Raw genomic sequence first — 20435 nt, 5'->3', positions numbered from 1 at the left:
GCGCTGCCCTGCCTCACGCCTTGGCCGCGAACGGCGACGCCATCGATGCCGCGTTGACCATGCACGGCGCACACGCCGTGCCCGGGAGCGCGCGCGCGGGCACCGGCAGGCTGTCCGGCCCCATGAACGTATGCGACGCGGCATGCGCGGTGAATTCGCCCTTGGTCCCGTGCACGATGCCGCTGCCGTTCCAGCGCGTATAGCTGGTGCCGCCGTTGATCAGGACTTCTTCCTTCGCGGTGATGGTGATGCGGTTCGCATCGACCTTCACGTCCAGCTTGGCCAGCACGTTGATGCTGTCCTTCAGCGCCTGGATGTCGATGTCGGCGGCGGCGGCCACGAGCCGGATGCCTTTTTCGAACGCGGCGACGCGCACGGCCTCCTGCGCGCTAACCAGCATGCTCTTGCCCGCGCCGATGCTCGTATGGGCGCCGCTCGTCAACGCGACGTGCTGGTCGCTTGCGACATGGGTCGACCCCGTCGTCGTGGCCAGGATCCCGGCCGGGCTGGCGAGCGCGAGAAACGGCTGCGCGAACTCCGGAAACTCGCCTTGCTGAGGATTGCCGCCGGTACCTCTCAGGCCGTCGTTCTGCGTGCGGAGCGCCTGATGGACGGCATCCTGGTCGCCGGACTCCTGCGCCTTCACGTCGTGCGCGGAACCCGACAACGATTCGTGCAGGTCGTGCGCCTTGTCGAGGCGCGCGACGGTTTCGTCGATGTCCGTCGCATGGGCGCGCGCGTCGTAGCGCGCTTCGCTGGTCACCAACAGGCCCTTGGCCGCCCGAACCGCACCGTACGCGTCGGTCCGCAACTCGAACCCGCGCGCGCGCTGGTCGGTGCGCCCCTGCGTATTGTCGATGCGGACGTTGTGTCCCAGGGTCAGTTCGCTGGCGTCGGTATCGCTGCGCAGCTTCAACTGGAGCTGCTGCGGCGTGTCGTCGAGCAGCACGTGGTTCGAGCGGCCGCCCGCCGCGTTACTGGCGTCGCCCGACAGCTCGCGGCTGCGCAGCCCCGTCAACACCTGCTGGTCGGGCAGCGCCCATGGCGGCATCCGTTCCGCGTTGTATGTGGTACCCGCCACGATCGGCCGGTCGGGATTGCCGTCGAGGCACATCACGACCACCTCGCTGCCCACGCGGGGATGCGCGATCATGCCCTTCTCGCCGCCGGCCCAGCCGGCAGCCACGCGAATCCGTGCGCTGGTCTGCGCTGCACGATCCCAGTGGTAGACGATGCAGACCCGACCGTATTCGTCGACGTCAACGCTGCCGGCGCCCTTCGCGCCCGCGACGGTCGCGGTTTGCGGCGCCAGCACGCGCACGGGCTCGCTGTTGAAGCCACGGCCCGGGCGCCAGGGCGTATGCCGATGGCCCGCGACGAAGCGGTTGCGATACTCGGGCTTGCCGTCCGCCTGCAGGTAGTTGTTCGCTGCTTCGTGACGGGCTTCGAGAATCAGGTACTCGTGATCCTGCGGGCTGCCCGACGCCGCGCTGAAGTGATCGGACAGCTGGAACCAGCGTCCGGGCAGGATGCCGTGATGGTTGCCGGCCGCGTCGAAACGCGTCGCGGCCGCCTCGATCTCCTCCATCCGCACGCGTGCGAGCGCATCGCCGGCGCGCGTCTGTTTCGCGAAACCGTAGTGCCCCACGTATTCGTGATGCTCGACCTGCGGCGCGACACCCGGCGGATGCAGCGTCGGAATCTGCGCATTGGCCGCATGCGGCGCCTTGAAATCGAACGCGGTCGCGCTGTAACTGCCGGCGGACAGCAACCGCACCGCGGACCATTGCGAAATGGCGTCGGCGGCCATCGGACCGTCGTGCGTCTGGAAACGGATCACGGGCGAGCGACCGTCGACGGCCGGGCACTGCACCGTGCTGTCGTCGCCGACGATCAGCTTCAGGCCTTTCTCGTCGTGCTCCCACCAGTACAGACACCCGACGGCTTCCAGATGGCGGACGATGTAGTTCCAGTCGCTTTCGCCGAGCCCACCGCCCTGGACGTTCATCGTGCGCGCGGGATCGTCGCCGCGCACGCGCCACTCCCACGACGGCGCGAGCCCCTGGTAATCGGCGAGCAGCGTGCCGATCTGCTGCTGAAGCGATTGGCCGAGGAACAGGCGGTTGTTCACGCGGGTCCGCAGGAAATGGCTCCACGGGCGCAGCACCGCGCGATATTCCGCAACCGAATCGTCGTTGCGGACCAGCGAAAACTCGGTGCAGTAACCGGTGAAATAACGCAGGCCGCCATCGGGGCGCACCATCGACACCGCGAGCAGCTTGCCCAGCATGTCGTCCAGCGTGACGCCGGCCTCGCCGGACAGCAGCGTCAGTTCGAACGTGAAGTCGATCCCGAGCCCCTCGTGCGCGACGAGCCGCTCGACAACCAGCCGCGCCGGACGATGCCGGCCGTACGAGTCGGTGACCGAAGGCGCGTCGTCGTGGGGGAAAGACAGCGTGAGCAAGCGCTTGTCTTGCAGGAAAAACGGAGGGCGAATAAATGCTGCAAGGTCAGCCATGACCGCCTCAGAATGATCTTTCGTTCGAATGGCAGCGGCGCGCTGCCTCCCTATTTTTGGGATGAAAGGATATCGTAGAGCGCAACCAGCGACAACGCTGACACGGCCCGGTAATTTCTTCGCCTCTCGCAAGAAATCGGTAACAAATACAATATCTTGCGGCGTACCGGGCGACGCTCGAACGGATGGCGCATCCATGATGATGCCGCTTGATCCGGCATCCCGACACACGGCCTCCGAACATGTCGATTTGCGTGCTGCAGGAGGAACCTCGTGCTGCGCTTCGCCGTCTCAACGCGACCGGCTTCATCTCCCGCAGTCCAATCCCCTGATCCCGCAGCACCCGGAGAGAAACATGGCACACCGCCCCCTCGGCACATCGAACATCCAGGTTTCGCCGCTCGCGTTCGGCGGCAACGTCTTCGGCTGGACCGTCGACGAGAACACGTCGTTTGCGCTGCTCGACGCGCTCGCCGACACCGGCATCAACTTCATCGACACGGCCGATGTCTACTCGGCCTGGGCCCCCGGCAACAGCGGCGGCGAGTCGGAAACGATCATCGGCAAGTGGCTCAAGCGCTCCGGCAAGCGCGAGCAGGTCGTGATCTCGACCAAGGTCGGCCTGCTGGCCGCGCGCGCGGGGCTGACGAAAGACAACATCCTGAAAGCCGCCGACGATTCGCTGCGCCGCCTGCAGACCGACTACATCGACCTGTATTTCTCGCACAGCGATCTCGCCGACACGGCCCCGCTCGAGGAAACGCTCGGCGCGTATCAAACGCTGATCGAAGCGGGCAAGGTGCGGATCATCGGCGCATCGAACTACAGCGGCGCGCGGCTGCGCGAAGCCGCCGACATCAGCCAGCGCGACGGCCTGCCCGCGTACCAGGTCATCCAGCCCGAATACAACCTGTTCGATCGTGCGGACTACGAACGCGATCTCGAACCGGTCGTGCGCGACCTGAAGCTCGGTGTCGTCAATTACTACGCGCTCGCGAGCGGCTTCCTGTCGGGCAAGTACCGCAGCGAGGCCGACCTGAAGAAGAGCGTGCGCGGCGACCGCGTCGCCGGCTACCTGAATGAACGCGGGCTGCGCATCCTCGCGGCACTCGATGCGGTAGCCGCGAAACACGGCACGCAGCCGGCCGCGATCGCGCTCGCCTGGCAGATCGCGCGGCCGACAATCACCGCACCGATCGCAAGCGCGACGTCGCTGGCGCAGCTGGAATCGCTCGGCGACGCGATCCGCGTCACGCTCGATCAGGACGACATCCGCCGGATCGACGAGGCCAGCGCGGCCTGAAGTCGTCGGCAGCGGGCCGGTCGACCGGATCGCGCGGCCTGCGCGGTTCCGCGACCGGCGCGTGTCGCGTGCGCGCCCTTGTCACCGCATGCGCGGAGGCGGGGCATTCGGGTGGGGCGGATGGATACAATGGCGGCGCACGGGCGGCCCGCCGCGCGGCTCGACGCGGCCGGACCGATATCCGTGACGCCCGGACCCACACCACGCACAAAAAACGCCCATGCCCCGGAACACCCGTCGCGCCCGCTACGCCTCCCCGTTCGCCGCCGTGCTCGCCGTGCCGTTCGCCTGCGCGCCGGCCGCGTCTTATGCAGGCTGGTACGAAGTCGTCAACTACACCGGCACGATCGGCACCGCGCCGGTCCACGTGTCGCTGCAGACCTACGACGCAATCAACCGCAACGACGCGGGCCGCTGGCGCGTCGACGGCAGCTACTACTACGATGCGCATCGCAAGCCGATCCCGTTGCAGGGCCGCCGTGAGCCCGATGGCCGCATGACGCTGTGCGAAGCATCGCCGCCGGCATCGAACGCCGACTCGCCGGTCGTGCCCGCCGCATCGCCGTCGCGGCCGAAGCCCTGCCCGATCGCGCTGAACGTCGCCGGTCAAACGGCAACCGGCACCTGGGACGACGGCCGCAAGACATTGCCGATCACGCTGAATGAAGTCGGGCGACTGAACGACAACGATCAGGATCACGTCCGGCTCGACGGCACCGTCGACATTCCGATGTGGTATCGCACGAAGACGCACATGCTGGTCGGCGTCTATGCGCTGTCCGACAAGTGCGGCCTCGCGATGCAGTCGCTGCGGGCCGTGAACATCGCGACGGGCCGCATCGACCGCACGATCGCGCTCGACTGCGACGCCGGAATGGTGATGACGTCGATCTACGCGAACGTCACCGACGCGCGGCGGGCCGGCTACGTCAGTGTCGAGTACCGCGGCGGCAAGATGGGCTACGAGCAGGACGTGTCGCTCGGGCTGCCGTCGTCTCCGTCGAAGTAACCCGGCACGACCTAACCCGAAATCGCACACGTGTCTTGACTCACGCAGCCGCTTCCCTTGACTCGGCCGGACATCGATCGCGCCTGCGCCCGCCATGCCCCGCTGCAAGGGCGTCACAGGCGTGTCCCGGGTCTTTCACGGATTGACCACGCGCTCCGACGTACCCGAGACTGCGCCGCTCAGGCGGTCATCGGGAGAACGTCATGCCGGACACCAGCACGGAGATCGCCACGATCTCGACGCGCGCCGTGCGCGGCCACGAACGCGTCGACTTCTGGGTCGACCATGTGGCGCGCACGCTCGTGCGGATCGAATGCAGCGGCAAGTCGTCGGAAGGCATCGACGCGACACTGCGCAAGCGCGATCTCGGGCTGTTCGGCGCCTGCGACATCGTCGCGAACCGGCACGCGGTCGTGCGCACGCCGCACAACATCCATGCGGACCAGCGCGATGCCGTGTTCATCTGCCTGATGCACGCAGGGCAAGGCTATACGTTCCAGGACGTCGACTGCATGCAGCACGGGCCCGGCGACCTCGTGCTCTACGACACGTCGATGCCGTACGGCCACGGTTTTCCCGCCGACATGGCGATGACCGTGCTCGACGTGCCGCGCGACGTATTCGAGGCGCGCGTCGGCCCGTGGCGCTACCGCAGCCTCGTCAAGATCGACCGTGACGACGGCGTCGCATCGTGGGCCGTGCGGCAGGTGTATGCACTGCTCGCCGCGCCGCAGGAGCCGACGCCCGGTGCGCGCGAACGGCGCGCCGCCGCGATCCTCGATCTCGTGCAGTCGATGCTGCGGCTGCGCGACGGCGACGCGTCGCCGACCAAGTCGACCGTCCACACGCTGTCGCGCGCAAAAGCGTTCATCGACAGCCATCTCGCCGACGACGATCTCGACAGCCAGTCGGTGAGCCGCGCGATCAACCTGTCGCCGCGCCAGCTCGCGCGCGTCTTCGAGATCGAAGGAACGCCGCTCACGCGCTACATCCTTGCGCGGCGGCTCGAACGCTGCCGCGCCGACTTGCGCGACCGGTCGCTGAAGCACCTGACGGTCAGCGAAATCGCGTTCCGCTGGGGCTTCAACAACAGCGCGCACTTCAGCCGCAGCTATCGCGCGCGCTTCGGCGAGACGCCGAGCGAGTCGCGTGCGTCGGCGCCGGCGCCGGCCGACGCGCGGTAGCCCGCCACCGTCCACCCGCCGCCGTGTCCCTGCGAGGCAAACACCACGTCCGTCCCGGTCAAACGGGGCCGCATGGCGGCCGCTAAGCTGGCTTCCTGCGCGGCGGCACTCGTTTCGCCGCCCGACAGCAAGGAGAAGAAGCGGGATGGAGACGTACGACCATATCGTCGTCGGCGGCGGCTCGGCCGGCTGCACGGTCGCGCACCGGCTGGTGAAGGCCGGCAGGCGCGTGCTGCTGCTCGAGGACGGCCCGAAGGACGACAGCCTGTTCATCCGGATACCGGCGACGTTCATTCGCGTGCTCGGCACGCGCCGCACGGTCACGTTCGAGAGCGAGCCGCAAGCCGGTGCGGCGGGACGCAAGACCTACGTGCCGCAAGGCCGCACGCTCGGGGGCGGCAGTTCGGTCAACGCGATGCTGTACGTGCGCGGCACGCGCGACGACTACGACGACTGGGCCGCGCTCGGCTGCACGGGCTGGGGCTGGGACGACGTGCTGCCCGTGTTCAGGCGCGCCGAATCGCACCTGCGCCTCTCCGAGCCGTTTCACGGCACCGACGGGCCGCTGAAGGTCGGCGACACGCGCTTCAGGCATCCGTTGAGCCTCGCCTTCGTGAAAGCCGCGCAGGAAACCGGCATCGCCTACAACGACGATTTCAACGGCGCCGCGCAACAGGGCGTCGGGTTCTACCACACGACGATCTTCGACGGCCGGCGCGGCAGTACCGCGGCCACCTATCTCGCCGACGCGCTGCGGCATCCGAACCTGCGCGTGCTGACCGGCTGCCGCGTGACGCGCATCCTGTTCGACGGCCGGCGTGCGACCGGCGTCGAATGGCGGACGGCAAGCGGCGCGACGGGTTCGGCCGCCGCGCGCGCCGACGTCGTGCTCGCGGCCGGCGCGCTGAGCACGCCGAAGCTGCTGATGCTGTCGGGCATCGGGCCCGGCGCGCACCTGCACACGCACGGCATCGACGTGCTGCACGACAGCCGCGACGTCGGCGCGAATTACCAGGATCATCTCGAAGTCTCGATCTACGGCCGCAGCCACGCACCCGTGAGCCTGCTGGGCGAGGATCGCGGGCTGAAGGCATTGCGGCACGGGCTGCAGTGGATGCTGTGCCGCACGGGCCTGCTGACGTCGAACGTCGTCGAATCCGGCGCGTTCGTCGACACGACCGGCAGCGGCCGCCCGGACATCCAGTTCCACGTGCTGCCGACGCTCGTCGGCGACGTCGATCGCGAGCCGCTGCCCGGCCACGGCCTGTCGATCAACCCGTGCCTGCTCAGACCGCGCTCGCGCGGCTCGGTGCAACTGCGCGGCAACGATCCGGCCGCGCCGATCCTGTTCGACAGCGGCGCGCTGTCCGACCCGGCCGATGTCGACGGTCTCGTGCGCGGCGTCGCGCTCGCGCGGCGGATCATCCGCGCGCCGTCGCTCGCGCGCATCGTGCGCGAAGCCGAGACGCTGACCGATACGGCACTCGCCGACTACGTGCGGCGCCGCGCGAAAACCGTCTATCACCCGGCCGGCACCTGCCGCATGGGCAACGACGAACACGCGGTCGTGACGCCGCGCCTCTCGGTGCAGGGCGTCGACGGCCTGCGGATCTGCGATGCGTCGGTGATGCCGCGAATCGTGTCCGGCAACACGAACGCGCCGACGATCATGATCGCGGAGCGCTGCGCCGAATTCATGCTGGCGGAATGACACGACGCGGCGCGGCGCATCTGCGCCGTCGTTCGCTGCACGAAAAAACGGCGCGTGGGACACGCGCCGCCGCTCCATCCGTATCGGCTGCCGGTATCAGCGGCCGGCCGCGTGCGCCGCGTCGCGCAACGCCATCGGCGACGCGCCGTAGCGCTCGCGAATCGCCCGGCTGAAGTGCGCCTGGCTCGAGAAACCCCAGCGAAACGCGATCTCGCCGATGCTCGTCTTGCGCAGCCGCGCATCGGTCAGCTCGCGATGCGCGTGCGCCAGCCGCTCTGACCAGATGTGCTGCGTGATCGACTCGCCTTCGGCCGCAAAGAGCCGGCTCAGATGGCGCAGCGACAGCCCGACCGCGTCGGCAACCGCCTGCGGCCCGAGCTCCGGGTCGCCCAGGTGCGTCGCGACGTACTGCTTCGCGGTCAGCAGGTACGACAGCGACGCGCGCGACGCGCCCGCGCCGTTCACTTCCGCGTCGACGAGTTCCGCGATCAGCGTGCGCGTGTGCTCGGCGAATCGCGCGGCATCGCGCTCGACCGGGTCCTTCATGAACCGCTCGACGCTCGCGCGCAACGTTGCGCCGAGCATCGCGCCCGCGCCCGGCTTCGGCGCGATCCGCAGCGGCAGCGCCGCCAGTTCCGCATCGAGCCGGTCGTCGAGCGTCGTGACCGGGATATCGATCAGCAACTGCCGCATCGGTGTCAGGAATCCGAACAGATAAGGCACACGCGTGTCGTAGACGACGACATCGCCGGCTTCCGCGAGCAGGCACCGGTCGTGCTGGATGAAATACGCACGCCCGCTCAGGATCTGGCACGCGAACAACGACTCCTTCGGCAACTGGCGCACCAGCGCGGGGCTGCGTTCGATCACGTGATCCTGGCCGCTGATGTCGGCGATGCCGAGGCCCGGCAGCGCGATGTCGGTCTTCTCGACCTCGAGCCCGGCCGGCGACAGCGACGAGCAGCGCAGGCCGACCAGCGTCTCTGCATTGAACGCGTCCCAGTACGCCATCCGGTCGCGCACCGGCACATCGGCCGTCGAGCCTCGCGTGCGTGAAAAAACGGTCGAATTCGTCACGTCGCCTCCTGCTGGCGCCCGTCGTGCGGAGCGCCATGCAATGCGAAATTGGGGGATGGATCGTTTAAACGTCGTGCGGTGCGATGTCCGGCCCGATCAAGCAATTCGTCCAGCCCAGTCAAGAGCGGCACGCACCTGCTGGCTAAAGTCGAGCCCACGACATCCAAACACAAGGAGACGAACCGTGGTCGACCAAGCCGTAGCCGAATTCTGGCAAAACATCCCGCCGATTGCCAATCCGTTCAAGCCCGATGCGCTTCCGGAAGCCTACATCGCGAACGCGGCCACCGACGACGAGCGCTATTACGTTCCGTTCACCGAAACGGTTTCGTCTCGGCCGCTATGGATCTCGCCGTCGCAGAACAAATGGTGCGACATCCTGATGGCGAAGGAAGCCGGGCTCGTGAACCGGCACTATCACCCGCACGAGGTGTTCGCTTACACGCTGTCGGGCAAGTGGGGTTACCTGGAGCACGAATGGACCGCGACGCGCGGCGATTTCGTCTACGAGACACCGGGCGAGGGCCACACGCTCGTCGCATTCGATCACCCCGAGCCGATGCGCGCGTTCTTCATCGTCAAGGGGCCGCTGATCTGGCTCGACGACGAAGGCCAACCCGACGGCTACTTCGACGTGCACTCGTACATCGCGATGTGCAAGGCGCACTACGAGAAGGTCGGCCTCGGCGCGCAAGCGATCGAGAAGCTGTTCCGCTGACGCGCGGCGAGGCTCACCATGACATCCCCTTCCTCCTCCAGGCCCGCCTGGACGTACGAGAACAGGCTGCTGCTGATCCTGTTCATGACGTTCGGTTTCGTGTTCTTCGACCGCCTCGCGCTGTCGTTCCTGTTCCCGTTCATGTCCGCCGAGCTGCACCTGACGAATGCGCAGCTCGGCATGGTGTCGTCCGCGCTCGCGCTCACGTGGGCGCTGTCGGGCGCCGCGACCGGCGCGTGGTCCGACGCGCGCGGCACCCGCAAGCCGCTGCTGATCGCCGCCGTGATCGGCTTTTCCGTGTGCTCGGCGCTGTCGGGGCTCGTCGGCGGTTTCGCGAGCCTGATCGCGTTCCGCGCGCTGATGGGCATCGCCGAAGGCCCGGTGCTGCCGCTCTCGCAGTCGCTGATGGTCGAGAGTTCGACGCCGAGCCGCCGCGGGCTGAACATGGGCCTGCTGCAAGGCTCCGCCGCCGGCCTGCTCGGCGCGATGATCGGCCCGCCGGTCGTGATCGGCATCGCGACCGCGCACGGCTGGCGCCACGCGTTCTTCGTATCGTGCATTCCCGGCTTCCTGATCGCGTTCTGCATCTGGCGCTGGGTGCGCGAGGTGCCGCCCGGCGGCGCACGGCATGCGCAGGCCGACACCGTCGGCGCACCGGCCGCGGGCGGCGCGGCGATCAGCCGCTGGGCGCTGCTGAAGGAACGCAACATCCTGCTTTGCGTGCTGATCAGCTGCTTCTTCCTCACGTGGTTCATCGTGATCATCTCGTTCGCGCCGGTGTTCCTCGTCGACAGCCGCCACCTGTCCCCTGCCGACATGGGCGTCGTGATGACCTGCCTCGGCGCCGCGTGGGTGTTCTGGGGTTTCGCGGTGCCCGCGATCTCCGACCGGATCGGCCGCAAGCCGACGATGATCGTGTTCGCGCTGGTCGCCGCCGCGTGCCCCGTCGCGATGATTCACGCGAATTCGCTGTGGGCGCTCTGCGCGCTCGTGCTCGCGACCTACACGGGCCTCGGCTGTTTCACGCTGTTCATGGCGACGATCCCGGCGGAAACGGTGCCGCCGCGCGCGATCGCCAGCGCGCTCGGGCTGATCATGGGCGCCGGCGAGCTGATCGGCGGCTTCGTCGCGCCGACCGTCGCCGGCTTCGCCGCGGACAAGTACGGCCTGCAGTTCGCGATGTGGACGTCGGCCACCGGCGCGATCCTCGCGTGCGTGCTGTCGTTCGGCCTCGTCGAAACCGCGCCCGCCGTGCTGCGCAAGCGCGCGCTCGCCGGCACGGGCGCGACCCGTCTCGATACACAGAACCTCGGAGGACGCTGACATGCGTGCACTTCAATGGCATGGCCCGCGCGACGTCCGTCTCGTGGAAATCGATACGCCGCGCCCCGGGCCGGGCGAGGTGCGCATCGCGGTCGCGTATTGCGGCATCTGCGGCAGCGACCTGCACGAATACGCGGACGGCCCGCACGCGATTCCGGTCGACACGCCGCATCCGCTGTCGCGCCGTACCGCGCCGCTGACGCTCGGTCACGAATTCTGCGGCACCGTCGTCGAAGTCGGCGAAGGCGTGACGACGCTGAATCCGGGCGATTGTGTCGCCGTCGAGCCCGAATATCGCTGCCAACAGTGCGCGTACTGCCGCTCGGGGTCGTACAACCTGTGCGTGTCGATGGGCTTTGCCGGGCTGATGGGCGACGGCGGGATGGCCGACTTCGCGGTCGTGCCCGCCTACATGCTGCACCGGCTGCCCGACGGCGTGAGTCTCGAGCAGGCCGCCGCGATGGAACCCGCGGCCGTCGCGCTGCACGCGCTGCGCCGCGCCGAGCTCCGGCTCGGCGACACGTGCGCGGTATTCGGGCTCGGGCCGATCGGCCTGCTGCTGATCCAGCTCGCGAAGCTGCAGGGTGCGACGACCCTCGTTGCGGTCGACGTGTCGACCGAGCGCCTCGCGGCCGCCGCGCGCTTCGGCGCGACGCACACGTTCAATGCGCGCACGCTCGACGCGTCCGTGCTGCGCGATGCGATCCACGAGGCATCGGGCGGGCTCGGCGTCGACGCGAGCTTCGAGGCGGCCGGCTTGCCGGCCACGTTCGAGGCGGCGATGCAGGCGCTGCGCAAGGGCGGTCGCGTCGTGATGGTCGGCCTGATGCCGCAGGCGGGCTTCGACGCGTTCCGCGCGGTCAACGACGAGCTGACCTTCACGGCGAGCGTCGGCTACCGGCATGCGTACGAGGACCTGCTGCGCATCGTCGCGTCGGGCGCGCTCGATCTCACGTCGATCGTCACGCGCACCGTGTCGCTGGAGGACGCCGTCGCCGACGGCTTCGACGCGCTGCTCGCCGATCGCACGCAGATCAAGATCCTGGTTTCCCCCGCGCAGCGGCATGCGCGCTCCACCCACGCCGTCGAGAGTGTCGAACATGAGTCGCCAGTGGTTATTTGAGGGAAGGACCGTCGCGGTAACCGGCGGTACATCGGGCATCGGCGCAAGCACGGCGTGGCGTTTCGCGGAAGCCGGCGCATCGGTCGTTGCGCTCGGGCTCGACGCTACCGGCCCGCACGCGCCGGTGCATCCGCGCGTCCGGTGCATGGAACTGGACGTGACCGACAGCGACGCACTGACGCGCACGATCGCCGCATTGCCGCGGCTCGACGTGCTCGTCAACGGCGTCGGCATCAGCCGGCACGCCGACGAATACCGGATGGACCAGTTCGAACTCGTGCTGAACGTGAACCTGACGTCGGTGATGCGCGCCTCCGACGCCGCGTTGCCGGCACTGTCCGTACAAGGCGGCAGCATCGTCAACGTCGCATCGATGTACACGTACTTCGGCAGCAAGGATCGCCCCGCGTACAGCGCGAGCAAGGGCGGCATCGCACAGCTCACGCGCTCGCTCGCGCAGGCGTGGGCCGATCGCGGCATCCGCGTGAACGCGGTCGCGCCCGGCTGGATCGACACGCCGCTCAGCAGCGGCCTGATGGCCGACGCGCAGGCGTCACGACGCATCCTCGAACGCACGCCGCTCGGGCGCTGGGGCACGGCCAACGAAGTCGCGGACGTGATCCTGTTCCTGTGCTCGCCCGCCGCGTCGTTCGTGACAGGTGCGGTCGTGCCGGTCGACGGCGGGTATTCGACGGTCTAGCGCGCGCTCGACAGGCATCGGCCGGCATCGGCGGGCACGCGGTTCCAGCCGATGCCGGCCGATGCCAGCCGCACACCGGTTCGCTCCGGTTGCCACCGAACCGGGAATCGCCCGGCTCGGGTTTTATTCATATCAATCAGTAGTCCAATTAAAAATATCCGGCCTGACCGGAAACATGTGAGGAGCACATTGGAGATGACGAAAAAGACCCTTCTGGCGCTCGCGGCATGCGCCCTTCCCGCCGTGTCGTTCGCGCAGAGCAGCGTGACGATGTTCGGCCTGATGGATGCCGGCATCAGCTACGTCAGCAACGAAGGCGGCCACGGCAGCGCGAAGTTCGACGACAACATCTTCTTTCCGAACCTGCTCGGTTTCGAAGGCAAGGAGGATCTCGGCGCGGGCACGCGCGCGATCTTCCGGCTCGTGAACCAGTATTCGCTCGGCAACGGCTCGATCATCGGCGGCGGGCTGTTCGCTCGGCAGGCCTATGTCGGGCTGGAGAACGACCGCTACGGCAAGCTCACGCTCGGCAACCAGTACGAGTTCATGGTCGATGCGCTCGCCGCCGGCGGCAACGAGATCGCGCAGGATCTCGTCGGCCTGTACGGCTTTCGCAACGGGCCGTTCGACAAGCTCGCCTTGCCGAACAACCCGACCGGCGCGTTCGACTGGGATCGCGTCGCGGGCAGCAATCGCGTCGCGAATTCCGTCAAGTACACGAGCCCGTCGCTGTCGGGCCTGACCTTCGGCGCGCTGTACGGTTTCGGGAACGTCGCGGGGTCGGTCGGTGCGAACAACACGGTCAGCGTCGGCGCGAGCTACGACAACGGCCCGTTCGGCGCGGGCGCGGCCTATACGAACCAGAAATACGGCGCGTCGGCGGGGCTCCCGCCGACCAGCGTGCGCAACTGGGGCGCAGGGGTGCACTACACACTCGGCACGGTCACGGGGAAGGCGCTCGTGACGACCGTACGGAACTCGGCGAACGGCGCGGGCGCGTGGTCGGCGGAAGCCGGCGCGTCGTGGCATCCGTCGCCCGCGTGGGTGGTCGGCGCGAGCTACACCTACATGAAAGGCAACGACACACTCGACAATGCGCACGCGCACCAGCTCCTGGCGGCCGTCCAGTACTGGCTGTCGAAGCGCACGATGGTGTACGTGGCGGGCGTGCATCAGCGCGCGAACCACGGCAGCAACGCGCAGATCAACGGCGTGATGGACGCGAACGGTGCGTCGAGCGGCGCACTGCAGTCGATCGCGCGGGTCGGATTCAGTACGCGGTTCTGACACGCGCGGCGGTCGGCCGCGCAACCCGCGTAGCCGGCCCGAAGCTTTCGTTGCGGCACACGCTCGGCTGCAACGACTTCGGTACGACGAGGGTCGGCTTCACGTAGAAACCGTCGCGCGCATCACGGCCGCGCCCCCGGCCTGTCGCCCGACCGGCCGGCAAGCGCATCGAACGTATCGAGGCAAACGCGCCGCAACCGACCATACGCCGCAGAACCGGATCCGGGCCTACCGGCTGCAAGCAAATTTGAGCGGGCGCGCCGCAATCGAGCCGGCGCCCGCCCCTCATCGCGCATCCCGTCAGTCGCCGTCCTTCTCGAGCACGTTCTGCGTGAGCGCGACCGACGGAATCGTCGGCTTGAGCGACGCGCGGTGCGCGCGGCCGCTCAGCCACTTCCAGCCGGCCACGAGCAGCAGCGCGACGAGCGGGATCGACGCGATCGTCCACGTGCCGTTCGGATAGTCGAATGCCATCAGGACCAGCACGCCGAGCAGGAACAGCAGCGTCAGCCATGACGTCACGGGCGCGCCGGGCATCCTGAACGACACGTCGTCCACCTCGCCGCGCGCGACCGCCGCGCGGAACTTCATCTGGCACACGACGATGAATGCCCACGTACTGATGATGCCGAGCGACGCGATGTTCAGCACGATCTCGAACACGCTCGACGGCACCAGGTAGTTGAGCAGCACGCCGACCACGTAGATCGCGACCGTCACGAGAATGCCCGCGTACGGCACGGATTGCCCGCTCATCCTCCCGAGGAACGCCGGGGCCGAGCCGCCCATTGCGAGCGAACGCAGCACGCGCCCGGTCGAATACAGTCCCGAGTTGAGACTCGACAGTGCCGCGGTCAAGACCACCAGGTTCATCACCGAGCCGATGCCCGGCACGCCGAGCGCGCCGAAAAACGTGACGAACGGGCTCTGGCCCGCCTTGTACGCGCTCCACGGCAGCAGGCAGACCAGCAGGACGACCGACGCGACGTAGAAGATCGCGATGCGCCAGATCACGTTGTTGATCGCGCGCGGCAGCACCTTGCGCGCGTCCTTGCATTCGCCGGCGGCGGTGCCGACCAGTTCGACGCCCGCGAACGCGAACACCACGCCTTGCACCAGCACCAGCGCCGGCATCAGCCCGTGCGGGAAGAACCCGCCGTTGTCGGTGATCAGGTGCATGCCCGTGTCGTGGCCTGCGACGTGCCCACCGGTGCCGAGGATCACGCTGCCGATCACGAGAAACAGCACGATCGCGGCGACCTTGATCAACGCAAACCAGAATTCCATCTCGGCGAACCACTTCACGCCGATCAGGTTCATCGTCGCGACGATGCACAGCGCGGCGAGCGCGAAGATCCACTGCGGCACGCCCGAAAACGGCGCCCAGTAATGCATGTAGAGCGCGACCGCGGTGATGTCGACGATGCCGGTCATCGCCCAGTTCAGGAAATACATCCATCCGGCGACGAACGACGCTTTCTCGCCCAGGAATTCGCGCGCATACGACACGAAGCTGCCGCTGCTCGGGCGATGCATCACGAGCTCGCCGAGCGCGCGCAGGATCAGGAAGGAAAACACGCCGCATACCAGATAAACGATCGCGAGCGACGGCCCGGCAGCCTGCAGGCGCGCGCCCGCGCCGAGGAACAGGCCGGTACCGATGGCGCCGCCGATCGCGATCATCTGCACCTGTCGATTGCCGAGGGTCTTGTGATAGCCGGCCTCGTGGGATTCGAGCCAGTTCCGTTTGCTGGTGTCGCCGGTCGGCGCGGGTTCGGGAATCGATGCCATGACTGCATCCTCGTGTGCTTGCGTGATCTCGTTCGGACCGTACCGCGATCCGGGCCCGTCGGCGCCCGCGGCCGCGCGACGCGCCATCACGCCGCGCATCGAGGCCGCTGCGCGCCGGACATGGCGCGCGGCACCGTCAACCGCGAACGTATGCAGCCGTAATTCCGTTCACAAACGCTATGCAAATTTCGACTGTCCCGGCATCGAATCGCGCATGCGACATGGATGGAAAGCATTTTGAAATACGTCAGGATTTCGAAAGACGAAAGCGGGAGCACGAGATGAAACTACGCCTCGACCGACGTCGCGCCCGGAACCCGGCTCCGCTGGCGGACGACCGGTCAAGTCACGGAAACAGCAGTGCCGGATTCAACTCGGCTTCGCTGCGTGGCCGGGCGCACCACCCAAGATCCACCGGCACCGGGTAAAGCCGTCGTGCACCAAAACGCGGCCAGAGATGACACAGCGCCCCTCCGCCTCGACATCGAACAACTGATTGATTTCGGTCAGCGCGCGCTGCACCGCGATTCGGCCATCCGGACGGGAGCCGAAGCCGATCGAAAAGCGCCCGTCCTGCGGATTTTCCGCCGGCGCGGCCACCGTCGGCACCTCGAGATCGGTGGTGATGTCGAGCGCCCGCAAACGCCACCCGAACATCCGCGCGCGCGAAGTGCTCCGCGACGCCGGACGCATGCGCACCGGCGCCGCGACCGGCTTACGCCACCCGCGCGCGGCCGACGCGTGCCTGGTTGCCGCGCCGCAGGTCGGGCGGCATCGACTCATAGGCCGCATCGCGAATCAACGCATGGCGGAACGAATAGACCACGCGATCGCGCCGATGTTGCGCGTACAGGACCCGTTCCTCGAGCAGCAACTGCAGGTGCGCGTCGAGCGTCGCGCGATCATGCGGCGAAGCCGCGACGAGCAGTTGCGCATCCACCTCGAGCCCGATCGTCGCGGCGAGCTGCGCGGTGTCGCGCGCGTCGTCGATCCGGTCGAACGCTCGACCGAGCATCCCGCCGAGACTGAGCGGAAGCGGACGGGGATCCGTCGTCAGCAGCCCGGCGAGCGTGCCGTCCGCGCCGCCCATCGTCAGCTCGCGCGCGACGGCCTCGATGAACAGCGGAATGCCCGCCGTGCGCCGGACGAGCGGGTCGAGCCAGAGCGAATCGAGCTCGCCCGGGCCCAGGCATGCCGACATCAGGCGCTGCGCGTCGTCGCGCGGCAGGCGGCGCAACACCAGGCGTTCGGTCGCGCCGCGCCAGCGCGCGAGCTGGTCGGGGCGCGACGTGAGCACGATGCCGAGCGCCGCCGCGCGCGGCGAACGCCGCAGGTACGCAAGAAAATCCTCGGTCGAGCGGTCGATCCACTGGACATCCTCGACGAGGAACAACACCGGCGCGCCATTGCCGAGCGACACGATCAGCTGCTCGAGAACGTCGAACAATGCGTGTCGTTCGCGCGCACTCGACCATGGGACCCTCGTCCCTTCGCAGGGCACCCCCAGCCAGGTCGCGAGTGCAACACGGGCCGCCGCGTGATCGCATTCGAGCGGCGCGATCATGGTGTCGATCGCCGCGAGCGCGAGACCCGCCGGGTCGTCGGCGTCGATATGCCAATGCGCGGCGATGAATCGCAGGATCGGAAACAGTGCGTGATTCTCCCGCTCGGGCAGGCACCCGCAATACGCGCAGGCAGAACCCTCGCCCCGGACGGCCTCGCACAACTCGTGGACGAGGCGCGATTTACCGAGCCCCGCGTCGCCGACGACCAGCCGCAGCACACCGTGCGGCGCAGGCTCGCCGCGCATCACGCGACGATGTCGTGCGAGCGTCTCCTGCCACGCGCGCAGGAGCACGTCGAGTTCGCGCGCGCGGCCGACCATCGGTGCCCGCATGCCGGCGTCGAGCGAATCGAACGGCGTATCGGCGCGCCGCTCGCCGAGCAGTTCGTGAACCGGCTGCGGCACGAGGCCCGCCCGCGCGAGCCGCAACGGGGTCGGCCGACAGTCCGCATGCCGTTCGAGCGCCAGCCGCGCATCGTCACTGATCAGAATCTGTCCGGGCCCGGCAAGCCGCAGCAGCCGCGCAGCCGCGGCAGGCGTCGATACGCCCGACATATGCGACGCATGGGCGAGAACCTGCCCGACGTGAATCGCGGCGGCCGCTTCGACGCGCCAGCTTGCACCACCGGCTTCGCCGCCGGCCGCCGCAGGCACCGGCAGCCGTGCGCGCCCGGCCACCCGCACCATGTCGAGTGCCGCGCGCGCCGCGCGGCGCGCCGGCCAATCGATGTCGCCTTGCAGGCCGAAATGGAACAGCAGCGTATCGCCGAGCCGTGCGTCGACCTGCGCGCCGTAACCGACGGCGATATCCGCGCACTTCGTCTGCCATTGCTCCTCGTAGCCGTCGAGCAAGGCGTCGTGATCGACCCCGGCGTGGCGTCGCCGGCCTTCTCCGGTGATCGTCACACAACAGCACAACGTGGTGATCTGACGGTACCCGCCCGCCGTTGCGATCGGCTCGCCGTACGGCGCGAACGGGCGCGGATGCGTCGGCCCGCTTGCGCGGCCGGCATCGAAACGGCCGACGAGCGCCGCGAAGTTGAGCGTGCGGAACGCTTCCGCGAGTTCGTCGGCCGACGCGGCGCGCTGCTCCGGATTCTTGCTCAGCGCGCGCCGCAATACCGCGCCGAGCGGATGCGATGCGATCGGCGGAGGGAACGCGACATTCGCCGGGCTGAGCTGCTGATAGAGAATGTCGGCCACGCTCGCGCCGCGCATGACGACCTCGCCCGTCAGGCATTCGATCACGACCAGGCCCCACGCATACAGGTCGCTTCCTGGCGTCGGCGGCTCGTTGCGCAATTGCTCGGGCGCGCAATAGGACGCCGAGCCAAGCACCTCGGTCGCCAGCGTCAGGGTCTGGCGCCCGATGTCCTCCGCTCCGGGCAGCAACGCGCCGATGCCGAAATCGAGGAGCTTCGCGTGCGGCCCATCATCGGCCATCGCGATCACGATGTTCTGCGGCTTCAGGTCCCGATGCACGATGCCCCGGCGATGCGCGGCCGCGAGCGCGTCGAGCACCTCCGCCATCAGCCGGCCCGTGTCGACGGCCGACAGCGGCCCCTGTGCCGCGAGCCGGTCGCGCAAGGTCGGGCCCTGCACCAGCTCGAATACGGCGAACAGCCGGCCGTCGGGCGCTTCCCCCTTGTCCAGCAAGGCCACGATGTTCGGGTGCCGCAGCGCCTCGCACAGGCTCGTCTCGCGCTGGAAGCGCGCCCGCTGGCGCGCGCGCTCCGTCGCGGTCCGCGCGGCGTGATCCCGCATCAGCTTGATCGCGACGGCTTGTCCCGTTTCGCAGCAGGTCGCGCGAAACACCACGCCATTGCCGCCTTCGCCGAGCAACGAACCGAGCCGGTAACGCCGCTTGCCGGCCAGTTCCGCAAATGGCGCGAGGGGCACGGCCGGCGCCGAGACCGGTTCTCTCGAGTTCATGAGCAATGGACTACCGGGGCCGGCGCCTGACGATGCACGCCGATACGCGGCTGAGCGGGCGGCACCGACTGGCATTCGAGATGCGCGCCGCGCATGACGCGGAACGGGAAATCGCCGAACCTGACGCTGCCGCGCCGACGCTCGACGAGCTGGCTCGCGCCCAGCCCCGGCAGGGCCGCGAACTGGCTCCGGGCGCGGTGAATCTGCACGTTGACGTGGGACGTATCGATGCCGAGCATGCGCGCCAGCCGGTCGAGTTCGATCCAGCCTTGCGTGGCGGCGTCGTAGCCGGCCTGCATGTCGGCCGAGCGCGCGCGGGCAAGCGTGACGAGACTGTAGTGATGCGCGCGCTCGCCGAGGTCGACCACGCCGCCGCGAACATGCAGCAGCATGCGCACATGCTCTTCGTCCCGGCTGACGAGGAATTCGAGCAGTTGTGCCGGCACGGCCGGATCGGCGGGGGCGGCGAGCCTCATCGTCGAACCATTGCGCGCGAGTGCCAGGCGCCACGTGGCGTCGCCGGTCGATACTTCGTCGCCGTCATGGAGCGCGCGCGGCGGCAACGTGTCGTCGCACAGCCATTCGCCGGCCGGCGACCGGACGATCGTGACCGGCTGCGCGGCGCGTGCGGCCAGGATCTGGCGCGGCGCGAGCACGATCGGATGCGCAGCGCCTCGTATCGGCCACAGCGTATCGGCCGGATCGTCGAGCGCATCGACGCGCCACGGCGCGATGCCGGCCCTGCCGAACCGGATCATGTCACCCGGCCGCAGTACCGCGTGATCGCCGTGGCGTAACGGCACGCCGGACAGCGACGTGCCGTTGCTGCTGTGATCGTGGAGTTCCCACAGCCCGCCCACCCAGCGGATATGGGCGTGAACACGGGACACCGACGCATCCCGGATGACCGTATCGCAACGCGCGGCATCCCGGCCGAACACGTGATACGCGCGGAGCAGGCACGCTTCCCCGGAAGAATCGTTCATGAGTATCGCCATGGCTGCCCCGTATCGAATCCGCCCGGGTCGCTCGAATGACGCATCGACGCCCAGGCAAACGATTGCTTCAATGAACGCGAACGATGTCGCCCGTTCGCCGCCTCGTTATCCGTTTCTTCGTCAGCTTCCTTTCGGATCGTTGCTCATCCGGCACGTGTTGTTTCGACTAATTGAATGGCCGGCTGTATTGTTGCCTT

Annotated in this window: 14 protein-coding genes and 1 pseudogene; 9 read left to right on the top strand and 6 right to left on the bottom strand. The window is 68.3% G+C overall.

Annotation, left to right across the window (positions count from 1 at the left end; all coding sequences use genetic code 11):
* Positions 1–13 precede the first annotated feature (13 nt).
* Positions 14–2464, bottom strand: coding sequence for a type VI secretion system Vgr family protein (locus DPV74_RS00875; protein ID WP_240439896.1), 2451 nt, complete (start codon positions 2462–2464; stop codon positions 14–16).
* Positions 2465–2873: 409 nt separating this feature from the next.
* Between DPV74_RS00875 and DPV74_RS00870 the strand changes: the two genes are divergently transcribed.
* From DPV74_RS00870 to DPV74_RS00855, 4 genes are all read left to right on the top strand, one after another.
* Positions 2874–3821 (top strand): aldo/keto reductase, encoded by a 948-nt coding sequence (locus DPV74_RS00870; RefSeq protein ID WP_060175074.1) that lies wholly within the window; start codon positions 2874–2876, stop codon positions 3819–3821.
* Positions 3822–4041: 220 nt separating this feature from the next.
* Positions 4042–4830, top strand: a complete 789-nt coding sequence (locus tag DPV74_RS00865; RefSeq protein ID WP_205571874.1) for a hypothetical protein — start codon at positions 4042–4044, stop codon at positions 4828–4830.
* Positions 4831–5033: 203 nt separating this feature from the next.
* Positions 5034–6014 carry a helix-turn-helix domain-containing protein gene (locus DPV74_RS00860; protein ID WP_027790110.1) on the top strand — a complete coding sequence of 327 codons (981 nt, stop codon included), beginning with the start codon at positions 5034–5036 and terminating at the stop codon, positions 6012–6014.
* A gap of 145 nt (positions 6015–6159) precedes the next feature.
* On the top strand, positions 6160–7725 hold the full coding sequence (locus DPV74_RS00855) for a GMC family oxidoreductase (protein WP_060193143.1): 1566 nt from the start codon (positions 6160–6162) through the stop codon (positions 7723–7725).
* A gap of 96 nt (positions 7726–7821) precedes the next feature.
* Here DPV74_RS00855 and DPV74_RS00850 read toward each other — a convergent pair whose 3' ends face one another.
* Entirely contained in the window at positions 7822–8802 is a 981-nt protein-coding gene (locus tag DPV74_RS00850; RefSeq protein ID WP_021157569.1) for a helix-turn-helix domain-containing protein, read from the bottom strand.
* Between the two features lie 184 nt (positions 8803–8986).
* On the opposite strand from DPV74_RS00850, the gene DPV74_RS00845 reads away from it, so the two are divergent.
* The 5 genes from DPV74_RS00845 to DPV74_RS00825 all read left to right on the top strand — a co-directional run bounded on the left by DPV74_RS00845 (position 8987) and on the right by DPV74_RS00825 (position 13953).
* A complete protein-coding gene (locus tag DPV74_RS00845; RefSeq protein ID WP_021157568.1) occupies positions 8987–9520 on the top strand; it encodes a 2,4'-dihydroxyacetophenone dioxygenase family protein in 534 nt (177 codons plus the stop codon).
* An 18-nt stretch (positions 9521–9538) separates the two neighbouring features.
* Positions 9539–10843: an MFS transporter gene (locus DPV74_RS00840; RefSeq protein WP_119336338.1), complete on the top strand. Its 1305-nt coding sequence runs from the start codon at positions 9539–9541 to the stop codon at positions 10841–10843.
* 1 nt (position 10844) lies between these two features.
* A complete protein-coding gene (locus DPV74_RS00835; protein ID WP_119336337.1) occupies positions 10845–11966 on the top strand; it encodes a 2,3-butanediol dehydrogenase in 1122 nt (373 codons plus the stop codon).
* A complete protein-coding gene (locus tag DPV74_RS00830; RefSeq protein WP_060193137.1) occupies positions 11944–12666 on the top strand; it encodes an SDR family NAD(P)-dependent oxidoreductase in 723 nt (240 codons plus the stop codon). The genes DPV74_RS00835 and DPV74_RS00830 overlap by 23 nt, the downstream gene beginning before the upstream one ends.
* Before the next feature lie 195 nt (positions 12667–12861).
* Entirely contained in the window at positions 12862–13953 is a 1092-nt protein-coding gene (locus tag DPV74_RS00825; RefSeq protein ID WP_119336336.1) for a porin, read from the top strand.
* A gap of 300 nt (positions 13954–14253) precedes the next feature.
* Here DPV74_RS00825 and ansP read toward each other — a convergent pair whose 3' ends face one another.
* The 4 genes and pseudogenes from ansP to DPV74_RS00805 all read right to left on the bottom strand — a co-directional run bounded on the left by ansP (position 14254) and on the right by DPV74_RS00805 (position 20238).
* Positions 14254–15744: an L-asparagine permease gene (gene ansP / locus DPV74_RS00820; protein ID WP_027790119.1), complete on the bottom strand. Its 1491-nt coding sequence runs from the start codon at positions 15742–15744 to the stop codon at positions 14254–14256.
* Positions 15745–16090: 346 nt separating this feature from the next.
* Positions 16091–16395 (bottom strand): annotated as a pseudogene (locus DPV74_RS00815) (YcaO-like family protein); the annotation flags it as partial.
* A gap of 64 nt (positions 16396–16459) precedes the next feature.
* Entirely contained in the window at positions 16460–19207 is a 2748-nt protein-coding gene (locus DPV74_RS00810; protein WP_257942885.1) for a TOMM system kinase/cyclase fusion protein, read from the bottom strand.
* 29 nt (positions 19208–19236) lie between these two features.
* Positions 19237–20238 carry an FHA domain-containing protein gene (locus DPV74_RS00805; protein WP_119336335.1) on the bottom strand — a complete coding sequence of 334 codons (1002 nt, stop codon included), beginning with the start codon at positions 20236–20238 and terminating at the stop codon, positions 19237–19239.
* Positions 20239–20435: the final 197 nt, after the last annotated feature.

Origin of the sequence: Burkholderia sp. HAN2018, assembly GCF_024704855.1 — a bacterium.
Lineage (GTDB): Bacteria > Pseudomonadota > Gammaproteobacteria > Burkholderiales > Burkholderiaceae > Burkholderia > Burkholderia cepacia.
This window is presented reverse-complemented; position numbering and strand designations above follow the sequence as displayed.